Below are 17,304 nucleotides of genomic sequence, written 5' to 3'. Positions count from 1 at the left end.
TCTTATTGGTGATTAGGTGGTCATTATAGTTCACAGCCTTTGTTTTCGGCCTATAACAATACTGTATGCCGCGGGTAAAAAAAGTAGGGTCAGCAGAAGCGAGTATGTCAACCCGCCGATAACGGCTATGGCCATTGGCTGTAGTATATCCCCGCCTGAACCCAAATTCAAAGCCAGGGGCACAAGTCCTAAAATGGTTGTCAACTGAGTCATGAGAATGGGTCGGATTCTTAACGGCGCTGCCCGTTCGACCGCCGCAGCCGCCGCAGCTCCCTCCAACCGGAAGGACTCTGCCTGGGAAAGCAGTACCACTCCCTGTGAAGTAATCCCGCCCATCATGACGATGAGACCGATCAAAACCGTTACCCCGATGGGCGTATGGGTCAGATAAAGGGCCAGGAAGGCTCCGGTCAGGGACAAGGGAATGTTTATCATCATGAGCATGGGCAGCAGAAACGATTCAAACTGTATAGCCAGAATCACATAGGCAAAAAGCACGGCAAATCCGAAGATGATCCCCATGGCTTTTCGATTGTCAGCCATCATTTTAGCCTGACCGCCCATCTCAAAGGATATACCGGCAGGCTTTTGGATTTGGGCAACAGCCATTTCGGCCCGGATCACGGCCTCACCGACACTGATTTCATGGGAGTCCGCCCGGACGATGATCTGTTTGGCCTGGTCTTCACGGATGATTTCCACGGGACCGGTGGAACGTTCAACCCGGGCAACATCCTTGACATAAACCGGTTGGTCGGAATTGCTTTTGATAATAAGGTTTTCAAGTTCAAATTTGCTCTTCAAAGATTCAGACGGAACCATCACACGGATGTCGTAGTAATCAGCCCCTTCTCTGTACCGGGTTGCCACGGTTCCCTGGACCAGTCCCTGTAAAGTGTCTGCTGCCTCTTTTACCGTAATTCCCAAGGCGGATGCCTTTGCCCGGTCAACATAGATGCGATATTCGGGTTTGCTCATGTCCATAGACAGGGTCACATTGGTCAGTCCGGGCGTCTCTTTAAGCCTGGCAGCCGTTTCCCGGGCGAACTCGAAAATCGGCTGAATACGTGCCCCTTTAATTTTGATTTCAACCTCCTGGTCTCCAACATTCCGGATACCTTTGATCTTCATCTGCATCACCGGAATTTTGGCACCAGGGATCTGAGCTTTATCTACCATGGGTTTTATTTTTTTGATGAAGTCTTCTGTGGATATTGATCGCCGGGACTTGGGAACCAATTGAACATCCAGCTCTCCTTCGTTGGCGATTTCATAGGTGTAAAGTCCCCATACTTTTCCGCCGGCAAGGGTAAAAATACTCTCAATTTCGGGCAGATTCCGTATCTTTTCTTCCAATTGCGTCAAGATGCGGTCGATTTCCGAAACAGAGGCTCCGGAAGGCATTTTCAACTTGACCATAACCCGGCCGTCATCCACCTTGGGTAAAAATTCAGAACCGGCCTTTCCGGCCAGGAATATGCCTGCGGAAAAGACAAGAACAGATACCAGTACGGTTTTCCATTTATGATTCATACAAACTTGTAAAAGCCGGCTGTAAACCCGCGTCAGAGTATTCATGACGGTATCAAACATACCGGCAATGGCCGACATTCGTCCCGATTCGCCGCCTTTGAGCAGTGCCCGCGTCAAAACCGGTGTCAGGGTCAGTGCCACAATCAGGCTGACGATGACAATACCTGCGACCACCAGTACAAGTTCTTTGAACAACAGAGCACTCAACCCCGGAACAAACAGAAAGGGAAGGAACAGGGCCAGGAAGGTCAATGTCGAAGCGACAATTGCTGCACCAACTTCGGACACGCCCTTTACGGCCCACTGGGATTCTCCCTCTTCCTTCAGACGGGTCATGTTTTCCAGGACAACGATGGAGTTGTCCAGAATAACCCCCAGTGCCACCACAAGCCCCCCCAGAGAAAAGAGGTTGATGGAAAATCCGGCTATCTTCATGATAAAAAAGTTGGCCAGAAGGGTCACCGGCAGGGCCACAATCATGACAAGAACCTGACGCCAGCGCCCCAGGAAAAGATACACCACAAAAATTACCAGAATGGCCGCCATGACAGCGGAGCTTTCCACACTTTGGATTGCACCCATCACATATGTGCCCTGGTTTTCCACAATATTGACGGATACGCCGTCTGGAATTTCGGTTTTTAGTTGCTTCAGCCCCTCATTCACCGCGCGGGAAACCGTTACTGTGTTGGCTTCTGCCTGCTTGAGCACGTTTAGTTTTACACAGGGTTTTCCGTTGAATCGGGTATTGACCCTCATTTCCTCATGACTGTCCAGAACCCTGGCAATATCTTTGAGATAAATAACCCGACCTTCGGGCGTCCTTTTGACCACAAGATTTTGGATCTCGGACAAGGTTTCGAACTCTCCGATGGTTCGGGCGATGATTTCCCTTGTTTTGACGGTGACTCTGCCGGAAAATGCCTCCCGGTTTTCACTATCCAGCAGCGTTACCACCGTTGCCGGGGAAATCCCGTAAGCTGCCAGCCGATCAGGATCGAGATGTACCCTGATCTCCCGGTTAAGGCCGCCGACCGCTTCCACTCCTGCGGTACCGTTGATGGTGGTGATCCTGTCACTGAGCCAGTTGTCCACCCAGTTTTTGAGCCATACCAGATCATATCGGTCTGATGAGATGGTCAGCTGCATTACGGGCAGCTGGGAAGGGTCTGACTTGATAACAATTGGAGAGTCCATGCTGCGGGGCAGTTTTCGTGCCACTCGTCCCATGGCTGCCAGGACGTCCTGGTATGCAGTATCAACGTTTACCCCGTACCGGAAGTTGACCAGCAGGGTATACATGCCCTCGATACTTGACGATTCCATGTAATCCAGGTTGTCCACCGTGGCAATAATCCGCTCCACAGGCTCGGCCACATTAGTTTCAATCTCTTCCGGGGTCGCACCCCGCCACCAGGCATGGATTTTGATCATCGGGTAGGTGATCTCAGGTAAATAGTCCACATCCATGTTTTTCAGACTGAAAAGGCCCACAAACAAAACGGCAATTGTGATAACGGTTACAGCAACCGGTCGTTTAAAAAGTGTCTGGGTGATTTTCATGGTGCTTTCACCTCTTTATTCCCATTGGAACAGGGAAACCTGCTTTGCTGCGAAATTAATTTAACCCGGTCACCAGGCTTGAGTTTTTCCTGTCCGGCGACAATCACCTGTTCGCCGGCCTGTATACCCTCCAGAATCTGGATGCAGGCATCTTCTTCAATGCCCAGGCGAACCTTGCGTTTCTGTGCAATATTATCTTTGACGACAAACGCTGCTGCGTTGCCGTTTTCCATGGCTAAAACGGCCTTTTCAGGGAGTACAACCGTATTTGAGGCCTTTTGAGTGACAATCCGTACCCGGGCGAACATGCCCGGAACCAGGTCCTTGACGTTCTCAGGTACGACTTCCACCATACGGGTCCGGGTTTTAAGATCTATCTGCGGGTAGACTCTGACGATGGATGCCGGATATGGTTGCCCGCCAAGGGCATCAAAGGATACATAAACGGGCTGGGTTCTGTCCTGCAGGTTTGATTCGGACTCCGGAACACTGAATCTGACAACCACAGAGGAGGTGTCCATTATCGTCAGCAGTAGCGAGCGTGTCTGGGCAAAATCGCCTACAGTGGCATCCACCTGAAGAATAATACCGTCAAAAGGTGCGCTTATGGTGCATTCCGAAAGCTTTGCCCGGGCAATGGAAAATTTGGCTTCCGCCTCCTTTACCAAGGCTTTCTGGATATCAATATCATCCTTTGTTGGACCTTGCTTGAGGATTTGATAGGTATCCCGGGCTGAGGCCAGATCTGCATCCGCTTTGATGCAGGCAAGGGATGCTTTTTCAAGGGCCTCTTCCGGTAAGGCCCCGGTTTTTACCAGCCTGTCCACCCTGTTTTTGTCTTTGCGGGTAAACTCGGCAATGGATTCAACTTCACGGACTTTCTGGGCCGCTTTGTTTTTCTCTTCTGACCTTGCTCCGGCCCTAAGATCCGCAAGCCTTGCCCGGGCGACATCAACCGCCGCCGAAGCGGCCTGCATTTCAGCCTGATACATTGGCCGGTCAATTTTAACAAGCAGTTCTCCTTTGGTTACACGGTCGCCCTCCCGCCATGGAAGAAAGGCAAGGGGACCTTCAACACTGGCCTGAATGACCACGGTCCGGGCGGCCGCCACATCTCCGGTCAGCTCCAGCTGTCTTGATATGGATTGTTTCCGGGCAGTGATAGCTTCCACCAGGGCGAACTGATCCTTTGGCTTTTTGCTCTCTGCGTGGGCCGAAGCATCCGGCCCGTCACACCCCAAAAACGTTGTTAATGTCAAACATATAAAAACTAAAGATAAATAGCGTATCATTTGGTGTCTCCCCTGGTCAGGGCAAATCTGGCAACAGCCGTGTGGTAATCAGCTGCGGCCCGGTAATATTCGGTTTCAATTTCCAGCATGGCATTCTGGGCATCCAGAACATCCAGAATCGTTCCTTTGCCCAGAAGGTACTTTTCCTGCTCAATGGCAAGGGCGTCCCTGGCCTGAGCCACGGCGGTTTTCTGGGTTTTGATCCGCTGAATGGCCGATGTCATATCAAGCACAGCCGTCCGGATCTCCTTTTGAACCAGAAGGCCAAGGGAGTGCCGCTGGTTTTCAATGGATGCAAGAAGCGCCTGTTCACGGTTAATCTCGGCCCGTATATGGCCTCCTTCAAACAGCGGGAGATCCAGGTTTACCCCAATGCTCCCCCGGACATCAGAGTCATCCGTTCCTTGGGGATAGTCATTGGAATCAGTCATAAACCGGTATCCGTAACTTCCTTTTAAGTAGATCTGCGGCAAGGCTTTGCCCCTGGCTGAAGCCGCTTTTTGTTTCTGGACAGCGACCCTGCTGTCCAGCGCCTTTATATCCGGGCGGTTTTCCAGTGCTTTTTCCAAAGCATCACCAGTGTCTGGAAGGGGCGGGACAGGAAGCAGACTGCCATCAATTCCAGGAAGGGAGTCGGGCAATGGGCCATTTTTTCCCATTAAACGAAACAGTTCCTGCCATGCGCCATACAAATTGTTTTCAGCACTCACCCTGGCCTGGTCAATTTTTGCCAGCCGCACGTCCATCCTGAGCAGGTCTACCCTGGCAGCCTTTCTGGCGTCAACCATTGCCGTTATACGCTCTTTATCCCGGTTCAATACCTGTTGGGAAAATATGATGCTTTCAAGCTGTTTGACCTGGCCAAGAATTTTGTACGCGGTCTGGGCCACATCAAATTCCAAAATCTGGGATGCTCTCAGAAGCGTATATTCAAATGCTTCACGGTTATGTCTGGCTGCAGCAGTTGCGCCGCTTAACTGCCCCCCGGTATAAAGCGGCAGTTGAAGGATCAGGCCCAGATCCGTCATATCTTTGCCGAAAACTCCTTGCTCTCCATTGTAACTTGCCGGAAACAATCTTGTGTCATCCGAGTACAAGGACTCTGCGGCATTAAAATGCAGGGAGGGCCATCTCCGGCCCTCAGCCATCTTTACATCGTATTCCGCCCCTTTGACCTGTGCTTTTAAAGCAAGAAGCGATGGGTTGTTTAAAAGCGCTGTTTCAACACACAATTCCAAAGACATCTGCGGGTCTGGTTCGGCATTTACAACGCCTGTACCAATGCAGAACAAAACCACCAGAAAGCGTAATATCCTGTTGCATGCCGTTCCCATCTTTTTTCCAATCATTGATAAATCCATTTATTATTTGCGTTCCTGCTCGTATTCCCAGACCATACGATCCACAGATTGTCCGTTGCCGAAAGTGGCTAACGGATTGATCTCAAGAAGTCCTTTCCAGGCTTTCATGGCTTCAGATTTGTCGTTCAGATCATGGAGCAGCACAATGCCTTTGTTCATCCGTGACACTTCATGCCCCGGATCAGCGGCCATTGCTCTGCTGAACATTTCAACGGCTTTTTCAGGCTGATTGCTGCGGCGGTACATGACGCCCAGATCCGTGAGAACATCAGGGTTACCCGGATCAATGGCCACGGATTTTTCATAGGCATCAATGGCATTTTGATACTGGCCCGCATCAAAATAGGCGTTGCCTAGTTGGGTCCAGACGTTTGCATTCTGCTTATTTTCAAGTGCCCGGGTTTTCAGCGTATCAAAATCAACTGCCGGGGCCGTTCCGGCAGGAGGGGGTTCCGGGGCTGCTGTCCTGGAAAGCTTGAAACTGCTGAAAACAGTGCCGCCAATAAAACTGATTGTGACAAGCAGGATAGACAGCCAGATCATGGATTGTTTCCCGCCTGAAGGTTTTAAGGGTCTGGTTGTTTTTTTTGTTTTTAATTGGTTTCTGACCATGGAAAAGATGATCCTTACTTTTTTTTGCACCTAAGGACATCACTCAGGTGAAGATGATCGTGATGCGTGAATTACAGATTTTTACCAGGCACTGTTGTGGTGCCGATTTGGGCCGTGTCCAGTCTCCATGCCTTTTTCTGCGAAACGAGTACGGGCCAGCTGGTTCGGCGTAAGGACCGCTCTGCAATCCAGCTGATAGGTTGTGCGGATTTCAGAAATTTTGGTGCTGAGATCCGACATCTCTTTTTCTTTGGCTAAAATTTTTTCCTTCTCCGGCTGCGCTACGTTCCACAGAATCCGCAGTTCGGAACGTAGCGTGATCATCTGATTCTGGAAAGGTGTAACGGCCTTGATGAATGCCGTCTTAAGCTTTAGCAGCTGAACGGACTGATCCGGGGTCAGGTCCAGGTCAGCCCCGTTACAGGCGTATCCATTTCCATGTCCCGTACCGGAGTGACCGCTGCCGGGCCACGCCATGGCCTGGGAACCGGTCAAAATGATGAATCCGGCCAGGATAAGTGTGCTTATGTTTTTCATTTTAGTTGCCTCCTCATATTTGGGGTTTGGGTAACTCAAGTCGCAAAGAGTGTGCCTAACTTGATTTCTATTTTTGATAACTAATGAAACTATATGTAATTTAAATATGATATATTGGAAGCATCTCATGCTGGCATGAATAATACCCATTCAGGGCGATGCGGCAATAATTGTCGAAAATAAAGCAATAGAAGCGGATAACAGCACTGGTTCAAAGGAATACACGTTCGAGTAAAAACTATCCAATCGACAATTCTGTCGGCTGCTAAATCAGAACAGCGTTATAACCACGATCAATATTCCAGTCACCGTAATGGGAAAATCGGCTTCCTTGGATTGAAATCAGAGAGAATATCATTAAAAAAAAGGTTACTTATCCATGTTGATCAAGGCTTTTATCGTCTCTTTTCTGGGTGTCATTGGTTTTGTCGGGCTGATTTGTTCGCATATCGTCCGCCGGATTATTGGAGACGACCACCGGTTTGTAATGCCTGCGTCCTGTCTGACCGGGGCTGTTTTACTTTTGAGTTCGGATACGGTGGCCCGCCTTGTTCTTTCGCCGAACGTATTGCCCGTTTCCATTCTCACCGCGTTTTTAGGAGCCCCGACATTTCTTTATCTTCTGATCCAGGAAAGGAGGCGATGATGCTCAAGGCCCAGGATCTAAAAGTAGGCTATAAAAACGGCCGGGTGGTGTTGAGCGATTTGGGGTTCACATTGGACCAGGGACAGATGCTGGCCATTCTTGGATTGATGAACTCAGCGGGGGCCAATTGCAAAAAGTCTGCATCGCCCGTGCCCTGGTTCAAGAAGCTAAAGTGCTGCTCCTTGACGAACCCACGAGCAGTCTGGATTTAAAAAACCAACTTGATATCTTGCATACCATCGGGCGGGTGATCAGGGAACACCGGATATCTGCCGTGATGACCATGCACGATTTGAACCTGGCCTTTCGTTTTGCGGATCGGTTTTTATTTCTCAAAAACGGAAAAGTCTTTGCCGGAGGTCGGCCGGATCATGTGAATGGTGATATGGTCGCTGCTGTCTATGGTGTCAAGGTGGACATCCTCCGGCATAACGGACAGGTGGTGATAGTTCTCAATTAACATCAAATATTACGCAGCAGCCACCTGGGATACCGACCAACAGGTTTGAAAAATTTTATCTTGACATGCGTTAAAATTTGTGACTTCCTACATTTAGGTATTTAGCTAATTATAGAATGGTGTGTAATGCATGGATAAAACGCTTTCGATTATAAAATCAATGTCAGACAAAAACAGGCTCAGAGTTTTAAATGCCCTATTGGTTCATAACGAATTATGTGCCTGCCAGATCACCGAATTTCTGGGCGTAGCCGGAGCGACCACCTCCAGGCATCTGGATTTGATGGTAAACGCCGGGGTGTTAAAAAAACGTAAACAGGGTCGCTGGATCTATTTTCAAATCAACAGGGATGATCCCTCATTAACACCACTTTTCAGGTGGGTGGAAAACAGAGTCGAACAATGTGAACAGGTAAAAGAAGATTTGCAGGTATTAAAACAGAAATTGGTGATTTCCTGCAAAGAACTAAGCCAAAAACAAAGAGAACGCAGTGCCTGCGCCAATTCAAACAAAGGGGAATAAATGATGAAAGAAAAGCTTAAAATACTATTCTTGTGTACAGGCAATTCATGTCGCAGCCAGATGGCGGAAGGCTGGACCAGACATTTAAAAGGGGACATTATTGATGCCTGTTCTGCCGGAGTTGAAACACACGGTCTCAATCCCAATGCCGTAAAAGTCATGGCTGAGGTCGGTGTGGATATTTCAGGCCAACGATCCAAGCTGATTAATGAGTTTCTGGATATGAAACTGGATGCCGTGATTACGGTTTGTGGACATGCCCATGAAACCTGTCCCTATTTTCCGCCCCGCTGCAAGGTGATCCACGTTGGGTTTGACGATCCGCCCAAACTGGCAGCCGAACTTGAAAAAAAAGGGGAGCCGGAAGAAAAACAACTGGACTGCTATCGCAGGGTCAGGGATGAAATCAGGGCTTTTGTCGAAAAACTTCCTGAAAACATAAATAATTAAATAGGATAATCGTTAACAGGAGAAAAAAATGAGTCATTCAACGGTTAAAAGCTTAAGCTTTCTGGACAGATTTTTAACGTTATGGATTTTTCTGGCCATGGCGGTCGGGGTTTTCGGAGGTTATTTTTTCCCCGGCGTCCGGGACGTGATCAATGTTTTCCAGGTGGGAACAACCAACATCCCCATTGCCGTTGGGCTGATCCTTATGATGTATCCGCCCCTGGCCAAGGTGCGTTATGAGAAACTTGGATTTGTCTTTCGTGATGTGAAGGTCCTGGGGTTGTCGCTGATTCAGAACTGGATTATCGGCCCTGTCCTGATGTTCCTGCTGGCCATATCTTTTTTGTCCGGGCATCATGAATATATGGTGGGGTTGATTATGATCGGCCTGGCACGATGTATCGCCATGGTGCTGGTATGGAACGACCTGGCTAAAGGTGATGCCGAATACTGCGCCGGACTGGTGGCGTTTAATTCGATTTTTCAGGTTCTGTTTTTTTCTGTTTATGCCTGGTTTTTTATTACCATTCTTCCGGGACGGTTCGGCATTGAGGGCGCCACCGTAAATGTCACGATCGGACAGATTGCCGAAAGTGTTTTCATCTACCTGGGTATTCCGTTTATCGCCGGCCTGCTTACCCGTATCATCGGACTTAAAACTAAAGGTGAGAACTGGTATCATGAAAAATTTATCCCCAAAATCAGTCCCCTGACGTTGATCGCTCTTTTGTTCACAATTCTGGTGATGTTTTCACTCAAAGGCGAATATATCGTCAAACTGCCGCTGGATGTCGTACGCATTGCCATTCCGCTGTGTGTTTACTTTTTGCTCATGTTTTTGATCAGCTTTTTCATGTCCGCCAAACTTGGGGCCACTTACGAACAAACCGCCACCTTATCTTTCACAGCCGCATCCAACAACTTTGAGCTGGCCATTGCCGTGGCTGTGGCCGTATTCGGGATCAATTCCGGTGAAGCCTTTGCCGCGGTCATCGGCCCGTTGGTGGAAGTGCCGGTACTCATCGCTCTTGTCAACGTGGCCTTGTGGTTCAAACGCAAATATTTTTTGTATGCCGTTAAAACACCAACCGGTGTTTATCATTTAAGCTACAACCCGGATACTGCCGGAAGCGCATCCGAAAAATAAAACGATAAGGTCAACTGGTGTGTATCAACATGATGATGGCCGGATATTAAAGGAGGCAATAATTGTCGAAAACAGTCTAACAAATGATGACCACGGCTTCTGGCCAACGGATTGAACCATTTGGGTAAAATATACCCGATCGACAAATTTGTCGATTTCCGGAACCCGGGCAGCGTTATTGGGGAGGTGTTTTTAGGCCTCTATCATGAAAAGAACAAAGAGTTCTGTTGTTTATTGAGCCTGGATGTTGATAGATTACGCCAGCCCAAGGCTGTTATTCGGCAATTCAATTTGAGTTCATTGGACGGGTGGTATGTTCTTTGCTGTTCTTTGGTTGAGCTGCCTAAAAAGTATTTTAAGTGAAAGAATAAAGGTGTTATGAACAGATACCTGATAATCATTTGTGCGATTTTACTATTATCCTTGCCGTTGGCAACTGCCGCAGAATTTCCTTTCCATGACGGACATGAAGCTCATACCCCGGACTGGGACAGACATTGCACAGCCATACAGGATTTAGGGTTGTCCCGGGAACAGCGGGATGCTGTAAGCATTATCAACAGGCAGTACCGGAAAAAAATCATAGACTGCTACCAGGCTTGTATGCTGAAAAGAATCGAATTCAGGGCACTTTTGCGCAGCAGCGACGCAGATGAAAAAATGATTATGGATTTGTCCAAAACGCATTCAAAAATCAGGGATCAGCTGTATAGCTTGATCGTCGAATATCAAATCAGGATCAGACAGACGCTGACTCCGGATCAGCGGCGCAACTGGTGCACAATGATGGGAGATTCCGGTTCTCATAGCGGATGGTAGATCAGAGTTATGCCGTGGAAAACCAAATTGCAGGGTGGAAATCTGCCAGCCGTTCTCATATTGTTTTTGCTCCTGACGCTTCTTTTTTTTATCACCGCCGTAATGGATGTTTACCGGACGAAAAATCTTTTGCTCAATATGGCTGAATCCGGGGGGAAAGCGGTGCTTGAAAGCCTTGAAGCCGTTGCGCGGGAGCGGTACGATGATTTGTCCCCCAAAACCCGTTCTCTGGTGGATCCGTTAGGAGATTTTACAGATATTGAAACGAAATTCAGGGCCAAGGAAAAGGTCATAGAACGGCTCATAGATTCAGCAAAAGAACTGGATCGCAGTTTTAAAGCCGACCTGCCGCTAAATGACGTGTTAAAACAATTGGCCAATACGTTTTTTGTCACGGGGATTTTTTTTCTGGACCCCGGCGGTTCTATTTTATCGGGCAGCCGGTCACTTTCCGACGTTGAAAAGGAGGAACTGAACAAGGTTACGCTGGAACAAAATGACGTTCATATTGAACTGGAGCTTAATGACCCGGACGCCAGCAAAACACACTGGGTTGGTATTCAGCGGGAAAAAGGTGCGGGGGTGATTTTTTTGATGCTCAATCAAAGAGATCTGGATCTGCTTATGCTCAGGCTTGTTTACCAGGAGGTAATCCAGGAGGTCGGCCGGCAAAAAGGGCTTCGCTATCTGCTTGTGACAGACGGAAACGGACGTGTGGTTGCCGGTTCCGGCAAAAACAGCTTCACCGACGCTGCTCAGACTGAGCAGCCTGAAACGTTTCCGACTTTAACCGAACCTGCCTTTTCCGGCCCGCGCTGCCTGCGCCGGGACCAACCGATTATGGAGGTATGTTTACCCATGACAACAGGGAGGGCGTCAGATTTTAAAGGCATTGCCGGCATCGATATCACACAGGTCCGTGAAACGGCCCAACGAAACATGATCCATGTTTTTGTCTTCACAGGGATCATTATCTGCAGCGCCGGGATTGTGCTTCTTTTTGTCTATCGGATTCAACGGCGGCACAATGATCGGGTCCAGGATCTGAACAGGCAACTGGCCCAGGCCCAACGGTTGTCCTCCCTGGGGAAGCTTGCTGCAGGGGTTGCCCACGAAATCAGAAATCCTCTGAATGCCGTAAGCATGGCAGTCCAGAGAATTTTCAGGGAATTCAGTCCTGATACGGACAAGGATAAAAAAGAGTTTTCCCGACTCGTGTCCATTGTGAGGGATGAAATTGACAGATTGAACCGGATTATAGAAACCTTTATTGAACCGGCCAGAATAAAGCCGGGCAAATTCAAGCCGTTTTTTTTGGGCGACTTTCTCGCCCCTGTGGTCAGCCTTGCACGGGAAACCGCAACACCCAGGGGGATTAAAATCATCTTCAATGCGCCTGAATCCTGCCTGATCGTTGCCATGGACGAACCAAGATTCAGGCAGGCGGTCTGGAACTTACTTAAAAATGCCATGGAATCCATATCGGAAAAGGGTGAAATATCCGTCGCGGCATCCGGGGCAGGAAGTGGCCATGCGCAGATCCTGATAAGCGATACAGGAACCGGTATAGACAACGACACCCTTAAACGGGTGCTGGAGTTTGAATATACCACCAAAGACAAAGGGCTGGGACTGGGGCTTCCCATTGCATATGAAATTATCCTCGCCCATGGGGGACAGCTAAAAATCACCAGCGCAAAGGGTGTCGGTACCACGGCCCGGATTATACTGCCACTGCAAAGCAAAATTGGCATGAAAGAACCCATGGCATGAAACACACAACCCGAATATTGCTTGTGGAAGATCAACACCTGCAGCGGGAGATGCTAAGGGATCTGCTTGAAAAAGAAGGATACCGGGTCGTTGAAGCACAGAGCGGAACCCAGGCCCTGAATGCGATCCGGCAGTACGAGATTGACCTGGCGGTTCTCGATTATAAAATGCCCGGCCAAAACGGACTGGAAGTGCTCACACAACTGAAAGCACTGCAGCCTGACCTGCAGGCGATTATGGTGACGGCCTACGGAACCATAGAAACCGCTGTCGAAGTCATGAAAGCTGGGGCAATGGATTACATCACCAAACCCATTGACCTGGATCAGTTACTGCTTCTTATCGGCAAGGCAGCATCCCACCGGGCCGTAATCCGGGAGAACAGCATTCTGCGCCGCCAACTTCGGGATAAACAGGTCACCCAGAAAGAGATCATCTTTAAAAGTGAAAAAATGCAGGAACTGATCCGTCTTGCCCACAAGATTGCCGCAAGCGATGCCTCGGTCCTGATCCAGGGTGAGACCGGCACCGGAAAAGAACTGCTGGCAAGGCTGATTCACACGTTAAGCAGCCGGGCAGATCATCCCCTGATTACAGTCAACTGTAGCGCCCTGCCCGAATCCCTTGTGGAAAGCGAGCTTTTCGGCCATGAAAAAGGGGCCTTTACCGGTGCTCATAAAAGACACATCGGCCGTTTTGAACTGGCGGACAACGGAACACTTTTTATGGATGAATTGGGGGAGCTGTCCGGAGCCGTGCAGACAAAGCTTTTGCGCTTTCTGCAGGAAAAGGAATTTCAACGGGTGGGAGGAGATCGGACACTGACCTCTGATGTCAGGATTGTCAGTGCCACGAACCGCAATCTCAAAGAAGAGATCAAAAAAGGCGTGTTCAGGGAAGATCTTTTTTTCAGAATCAATGTGGTAACATTGGAGATCCCTCCTCTGCGCGACCGCAAAGATGATATCCCGGCATTGGCTGAGTTTTTTGTGAACCGCTTTGTACGCAGAACCGGTAAAGAAGTTCTCAGAATCTCGTCAGAAGCCATGGGGTGTCTTGTGAGATATGATTTCCCGGGCAATGTCAGGGAACTGGAAAACATTATTGAACGCGCCGTGGTGCTTTGCCATGGATGGATGATCGGTACCAGCGACCTTCCGTTTAAAGAGCCTCTTCCGCCGTCCAAGGGGTCGCTCAAAGAAAACCTGGAAGAACTGGAGTCCCGGATGGTGGCCCGGGCATTGAAGAGCTGCGGCGGTCATCAGACCAACGCAGCCCTGCAGCTTGGAATCAGCGAACGGATGCTCAGGTACAAACTGAAAAAATATGGCCTCAAGTGATGTTGAGTCAGTTTTTGTCCATGGCGTGAGCCCTCCGGATTAGGGTGGTTTGGCACAGTGTGTGCAGGTATAATATTATTATGTTCGGTTTTATAAATATAGTCTTGTTAAATCCAAAGGAGGCCTAATGAAAAAAATTGCGTTTCTGCTGATGCCGGTTCTATTTTGGAGCCTGCCGGTTTCAGCAGGAAATTTGACGTCAAACGCCACTCATTCTCCGTTGTTTCCAATTCTAAGTATTGAGGAGCCCAGTTACGAGTTTGACCCGGTTATAGAAGGCGATATCGTTGTTCATGAATTCATCATCAAAAATTCCGGAGGCGTGCCTTTAAAAATAATCAAGCTTGAATCGGGTTGCGGCTGCACCTCAGCCGCCAGCGAACGGCTGATTCTTCCGGGGGAAGAAGGGATAGTAAAAACATCATTTTCAACAAAGGGATACGGCGGCAGAAGGGTCAAACAAGTGGTGAAACTGCACACCAATGATCCGGTTTACAGGGTTGTTACCGTCTCCATGTCAGGGCTGGTGCGGGAACTGGCCCGCATAAAGCCGAAACTGGTCAGCCTTTCAGGAAAAGCCGGAACGGCTGTCACAGCCCAGGTAAAGATCTTTCCTGTGGCTGTACCGGATTTCAATATCACAGACACAACCGCAAAAGACGGCAAGCATATTGACTTTAGCCTTGAAAAGCAGAAGGACGGGGCCAAACCAGTGTTTCTGTTGACAGTGCGCAATAAAAAAGAGTCGCCCGAAAGATTCTTCGATACCATTATTATGACAACAGACACCACGCCCAAAAGAGAGATAAGGGTTCGGGTGTTTGGAAATATCCTGCCGTGACCCATCGTTATTTTGTTTGGGATATGTCCCCGGTTGTTTTTTCGGCAGGCCCTGTTACAATCAGATGGTACGGCTTGTTTTTTGTCGGTGCGTTTGTTGCCGGCCATATTCTCATGACAGCCGTTTATAAGAAAGAGGGCCGGCCAGTCCAGGATCTGTCCTCTTTGATGAATCACCTGCTATTGGGTACGATCATTGGGGCCCGGCTGGGCCACTGCCTGTTTTATGATCCGGCATATTACCTAGGACATCCGGTTCAGATTTTAAAGATATGGGAAGGGGGGCTGGCCAGTCATGGTGGTGCTGCAGGCATTCTTGCAGCACTTTTGATTTATTCATACAAAAAAAAAGACCAGGGGTTTTTATGGTTGATGGACCGAATCGCCCTGCCGGCTGCCTTTGGCGGTGCGTTGATCCGGACGGGCAATTTTTTTAACTCGGAAATTGTCGGCCGTCCAACGGCCATGCCCTGGGCTGTGGTATTTCAACGTGTTGATCCCCTGCCAAGGCATCCCAGTCAGTTGTACGAATCCATAGCCTGCCTGCTGATCTTTATTATTCTTGGAATGACTTACCGCAAAGACACGGCCCGGAACACCGAAGGACTGATCTCAGGTCTGTTTCTTACCCTTGTTTTTTCCAGCCGGATCGCCCTGGAATTTTTCAAGGTTCCCCAGGCAGCCTACAACACGGAGATGATTCTGAATACGGGGCAGTGGCTGAGCATTCCTTTTGTCCTTGTCGGCATGGGTCTGATCGCAGAAGTCTGGACGGACCATAGGTTTGGAATATTTATAAAAGACAAAGACGCCAATAAAAAATGGGAGTGAGCGTGAGCCTGGTCGGTAAAATCTTTTTTGCCCATTGCTTGACAATCGGAGCATGGATTTATATATTTCTATTTAACGATTTATTGAAACAGGCCGGTTATGGCGGAATGGGATAGTCGTCCCTAGTCATCAATCGGAAAGTGAAATCCACCGGATCTGTTCCAGCGGAAACAAAATTAAAAGAAGAGTGGATACTTGAGGCCGCAGCTGAGCTTAAAACATAGCCGGATACATAGATGGGGTACATTTATGAAAACATTTATTAAAGTCATGAAAGCATTATCCGATCCCAACAGGGTCAAAATGATGAAAATGCTTCAGAAGCGTTCCTTGTGTGTCTGTGAAATACAACAGTTACTGGGGGTTGCCCAGTCTACCACGAGCAAACATTTGAAAATTCTTGAGGATGCAGACCTGGTTAAAAGCTTCAAGGATGGACTGTGGGTGAATTACGCTTTATCGGACGGCAGCGACTCTCCATTTGCCGCCAGCATGATCGGGAATCTGAAACACTGGCTTGATAGTGATAGCCAGATTAAAGAACTGACTAAGCTTCTTCCGGATATCGACCGGTATGATATTGTTGATAAAGAGTCAAAAAATTAAGCAAGTACCTATTATGTAAAAAAATAACGGTTGGCAGAATTCAGAAAGGCCGGGGAAAATATTCCAATATGTTGGGAGATATGAAATGAAAATTAGAAGAGTCGTATCGTTGACTTCTGCACTGTCCTTTGTTGTGACTGTAGTAACCAGCGTTGTTCTCTACATTGTTCCCCAGGGCCGGATCGCGTATTGGGCAAACTGGCGTCTCTGGGGACTTACCAAGGAGCAATGGGGCGGCATTCACATCAATGTGGGCATCCTTTTTATTATTGGATTGGGTTTCCATATTTACTATAACTGGAAACCCATGATGACCTACCTGAAGAATAACGCCCGGAATTTAAAAATCTTCACCAAAGAATTTAACCTTGCCCTGGTTATCACCCTGGTGTTCATAGTGGGTACATATATCCAAATCCCGCCGTTTTCATCTATTCTGGAAATAAGCGGTGGGATAAAAGACGATTATGCCCAAAAACACGGTGAACCGCCTTACGGTCATGCGGAACTATCTTCTTTGAAAACGTTTTCCCAAAAAATAGGGATTGATATGGCATTTGCATTAAGCCGTATTAAAGAAAAGGGATATCAAGTCCAGGGGGCGGATCAGACGCTGCTGGAAATAAGCAAGCAGAATAAAATCTCGCCCCAACAGATTTATCTGGCAATTCAAAGCAAAGACAGCCCACCGGCTGTGCAGGCCGGCAAAGCGATCACTCTGCCGGGTACACCGCCTGCAGGGACAGGAAACATGACACTTGCAGATCTGTGCAGCCAGTACAATCTGAATATTAAAACTATCAGACTGGCCCTTGCCGCTTCAGGTATTAAGGTCAAGGAAGATCTGACCTTAAAAAGAATTGCGGAACAAAACGGAGTTTCGCCAAAAGATATTTACGAAAAAATAAAGGCTGTTTCAGCGGATCAGTAATTCGTCTGATACCTGATTCAATGAATCAAATAGTTGATGA

Annotated in this window: 17 protein-coding genes; 12 read left to right on the top strand and 5 right to left on the bottom strand. The window is 48.4% G+C overall.

Going from position 1 to position 17,304, the window contains the following annotated elements; all coding sequences use genetic code 11:
* Positions 1-30: 30 nt before the first annotated feature.
* The 5 genes from Q366_RS15855 to Q366_RS15835 all read right to left on the bottom strand — a co-directional run bounded on the left by Q366_RS15855 (position 31) and on the right by Q366_RS15835 (position 6,898).
* Positions 31-3,096 carry an efflux RND transporter permease subunit gene (locus Q366_RS15855; protein ID WP_035240722.1) on the bottom strand — a complete coding sequence of 1,022 codons (3,066 nt, stop codon included), beginning with the start codon at positions 3,094-3,096 and terminating at the stop codon, positions 31-33.
* Entirely contained in the window at positions 3,093-4,388 is a 1,296-nt protein-coding gene (locus Q366_RS15850; protein ID WP_035240721.1) for an efflux RND transporter periplasmic adaptor subunit, read from the bottom strand. Before Q366_RS15850 ends, Q366_RS15855 begins: the two co-directional genes overlap by 4 nt.
* Positions 4,385-5,737 carry a TolC family protein gene (locus tag Q366_RS15845; protein ID WP_169742979.1) on the bottom strand — a complete coding sequence of 451 codons (1,353 nt, stop codon included), beginning with the start codon at positions 5,735-5,737 and terminating at the stop codon, positions 4,385-4,387. Before Q366_RS15845 ends, Q366_RS15850 begins: the two co-directional genes overlap by 4 nt.
* Before the next feature lie 15 nt (positions 5,738-5,752).
* Positions 5,753-6,292, bottom strand: coding sequence for a tetratricopeptide repeat protein (locus Q366_RS15840; RefSeq protein WP_084691861.1), 540 nt, complete (start codon positions 6,290-6,292; stop codon positions 5,753-5,755).
* Between the two features lie 150 nt (positions 6,293-6,442).
* Entirely contained in the window at positions 6,443-6,898 is a 456-nt protein-coding gene (locus Q366_RS15835; protein WP_035240719.1) for a Spy/CpxP family protein refolding chaperone, read from the bottom strand.
* 379 nt (positions 6,899-7,277) lie between these two features.
* Here Q366_RS15835 and Q366_RS15830 point away from each other — a divergent pair, with 379 nt between their 5' ends.
* From Q366_RS15830 to Q366_RS15770, 12 genes are all read left to right on the top strand, one after another.
* Entirely contained in the window at positions 7,278-7,544 is a 267-nt protein-coding gene (locus Q366_RS15830) for an iron chelate uptake ABC transporter family permease subunit (RefSeq protein ID WP_035240718.1), read from the top strand.
* Positions 7,545-7,614: 70 nt separating this feature from the next.
* A complete protein-coding gene (locus tag Q366_RS15825; RefSeq protein ID WP_084691856.1) occupies positions 7,615-8,004 on the top strand; it encodes an ABC transporter ATP-binding protein in 390 nt (129 codons plus the stop codon).
* A 130-nt stretch (positions 8,005-8,134) separates the two neighbouring features.
* Positions 8,135-8,527, top strand: a complete 393-nt coding sequence (locus Q366_RS15820; RefSeq protein WP_051958100.1) for an ArsR/SmtB family transcription factor — start codon at positions 8,135-8,137, stop codon at positions 8,525-8,527.
* 3 nt (positions 8,528-8,530) lie between these two features.
* On the top strand, positions 8,531-8,977 hold the full coding sequence (locus Q366_RS15815; protein WP_035240741.1) for an arsenate reductase ArsC: 447 nt from the start codon (positions 8,531-8,533) through the stop codon (positions 8,975-8,977).
* A 28-nt stretch (positions 8,978-9,005) separates the two neighbouring features.
* A complete protein-coding gene (arsB, locus tag Q366_RS15810; protein ID WP_035240717.1) occupies positions 9,006-10,124 on the top strand; it encodes an ACR3 family arsenite efflux transporter in 1,119 nt (372 codons plus the stop codon).
* A 378-nt stretch (positions 10,125-10,502) separates the two neighbouring features.
* Positions 10,503-10,943, top strand: a complete 441-nt coding sequence (locus Q366_RS15800; protein WP_035240715.1) for a Spy/CpxP family protein refolding chaperone — start codon at positions 10,503-10,505, stop codon at positions 10,941-10,943.
* A gap of 9 nt (positions 10,944-10,952) precedes the next feature.
* The gene (locus Q366_RS20460; RefSeq protein WP_051958099.1) at positions 10,953-12,716 is read left to right on the top strand and encodes a sensor histidine kinase; all 1,764 of its coding nucleotides are present in this window, start codon (positions 10,953-10,955) and stop codon (positions 12,714-12,716) included.
* Positions 12,713-14,056, top strand: coding sequence for a sigma-54-dependent transcriptional regulator (locus Q366_RS15790; RefSeq protein ID WP_035240714.1), 1,344 nt, complete (start codon positions 12,713-12,715; stop codon positions 14,054-14,056). The genes Q366_RS20460 and Q366_RS15790 overlap by 4 nt, the downstream gene beginning before the upstream one ends.
* Before the next feature lie 127 nt (positions 14,057-14,183).
* The gene (locus tag Q366_RS15785; protein ID WP_035240713.1) at positions 14,184-14,897 is read left to right on the top strand and encodes a DUF1573 domain-containing protein; all 714 of its coding nucleotides are present in this window, start codon (positions 14,184-14,186) and stop codon (positions 14,895-14,897) included.
* A complete protein-coding gene (lgt, locus tag Q366_RS15780; RefSeq protein ID WP_211251907.1) occupies positions 14,894-15,727 on the top strand; it encodes a prolipoprotein diacylglyceryl transferase in 834 nt (277 codons plus the stop codon). The genes Q366_RS15785 and lgt overlap by 4 nt, the downstream gene beginning before the upstream one ends.
* A gap of 249 nt (positions 15,728-15,976) precedes the next feature.
* Positions 15,977-16,333: an ArsR/SmtB family transcription factor gene (locus tag Q366_RS15775; RefSeq protein WP_035240712.1), complete on the top strand. Its 357-nt coding sequence runs from the start codon at positions 15,977-15,979 to the stop codon at positions 16,331-16,333.
* An 85-nt stretch (positions 16,334-16,418) separates the two neighbouring features.
* The gene (locus tag Q366_RS15770; RefSeq protein ID WP_035240711.1) at positions 16,419-17,264 is read left to right on the top strand and encodes a DUF4405 domain-containing protein; all 846 of its coding nucleotides are present in this window, start codon (positions 16,419-16,421) and stop codon (positions 17,262-17,264) included.
* The last annotated feature ends 40 nt before the right edge of the window (positions 17,265-17,304 follow it).

Source organism: Desulfobacter vibrioformis DSM 8776, assembly GCF_000745975.1.
Classification (GTDB): Bacteria; Desulfobacterota; Desulfobacteria; order Desulfobacterales; family Desulfobacteraceae; genus Desulfobacter; species Desulfobacter vibrioformis.
Note: the sequence above shows the minus strand (reverse complement) of the source record. Positions and strands in the feature narration are given on the sequence as shown.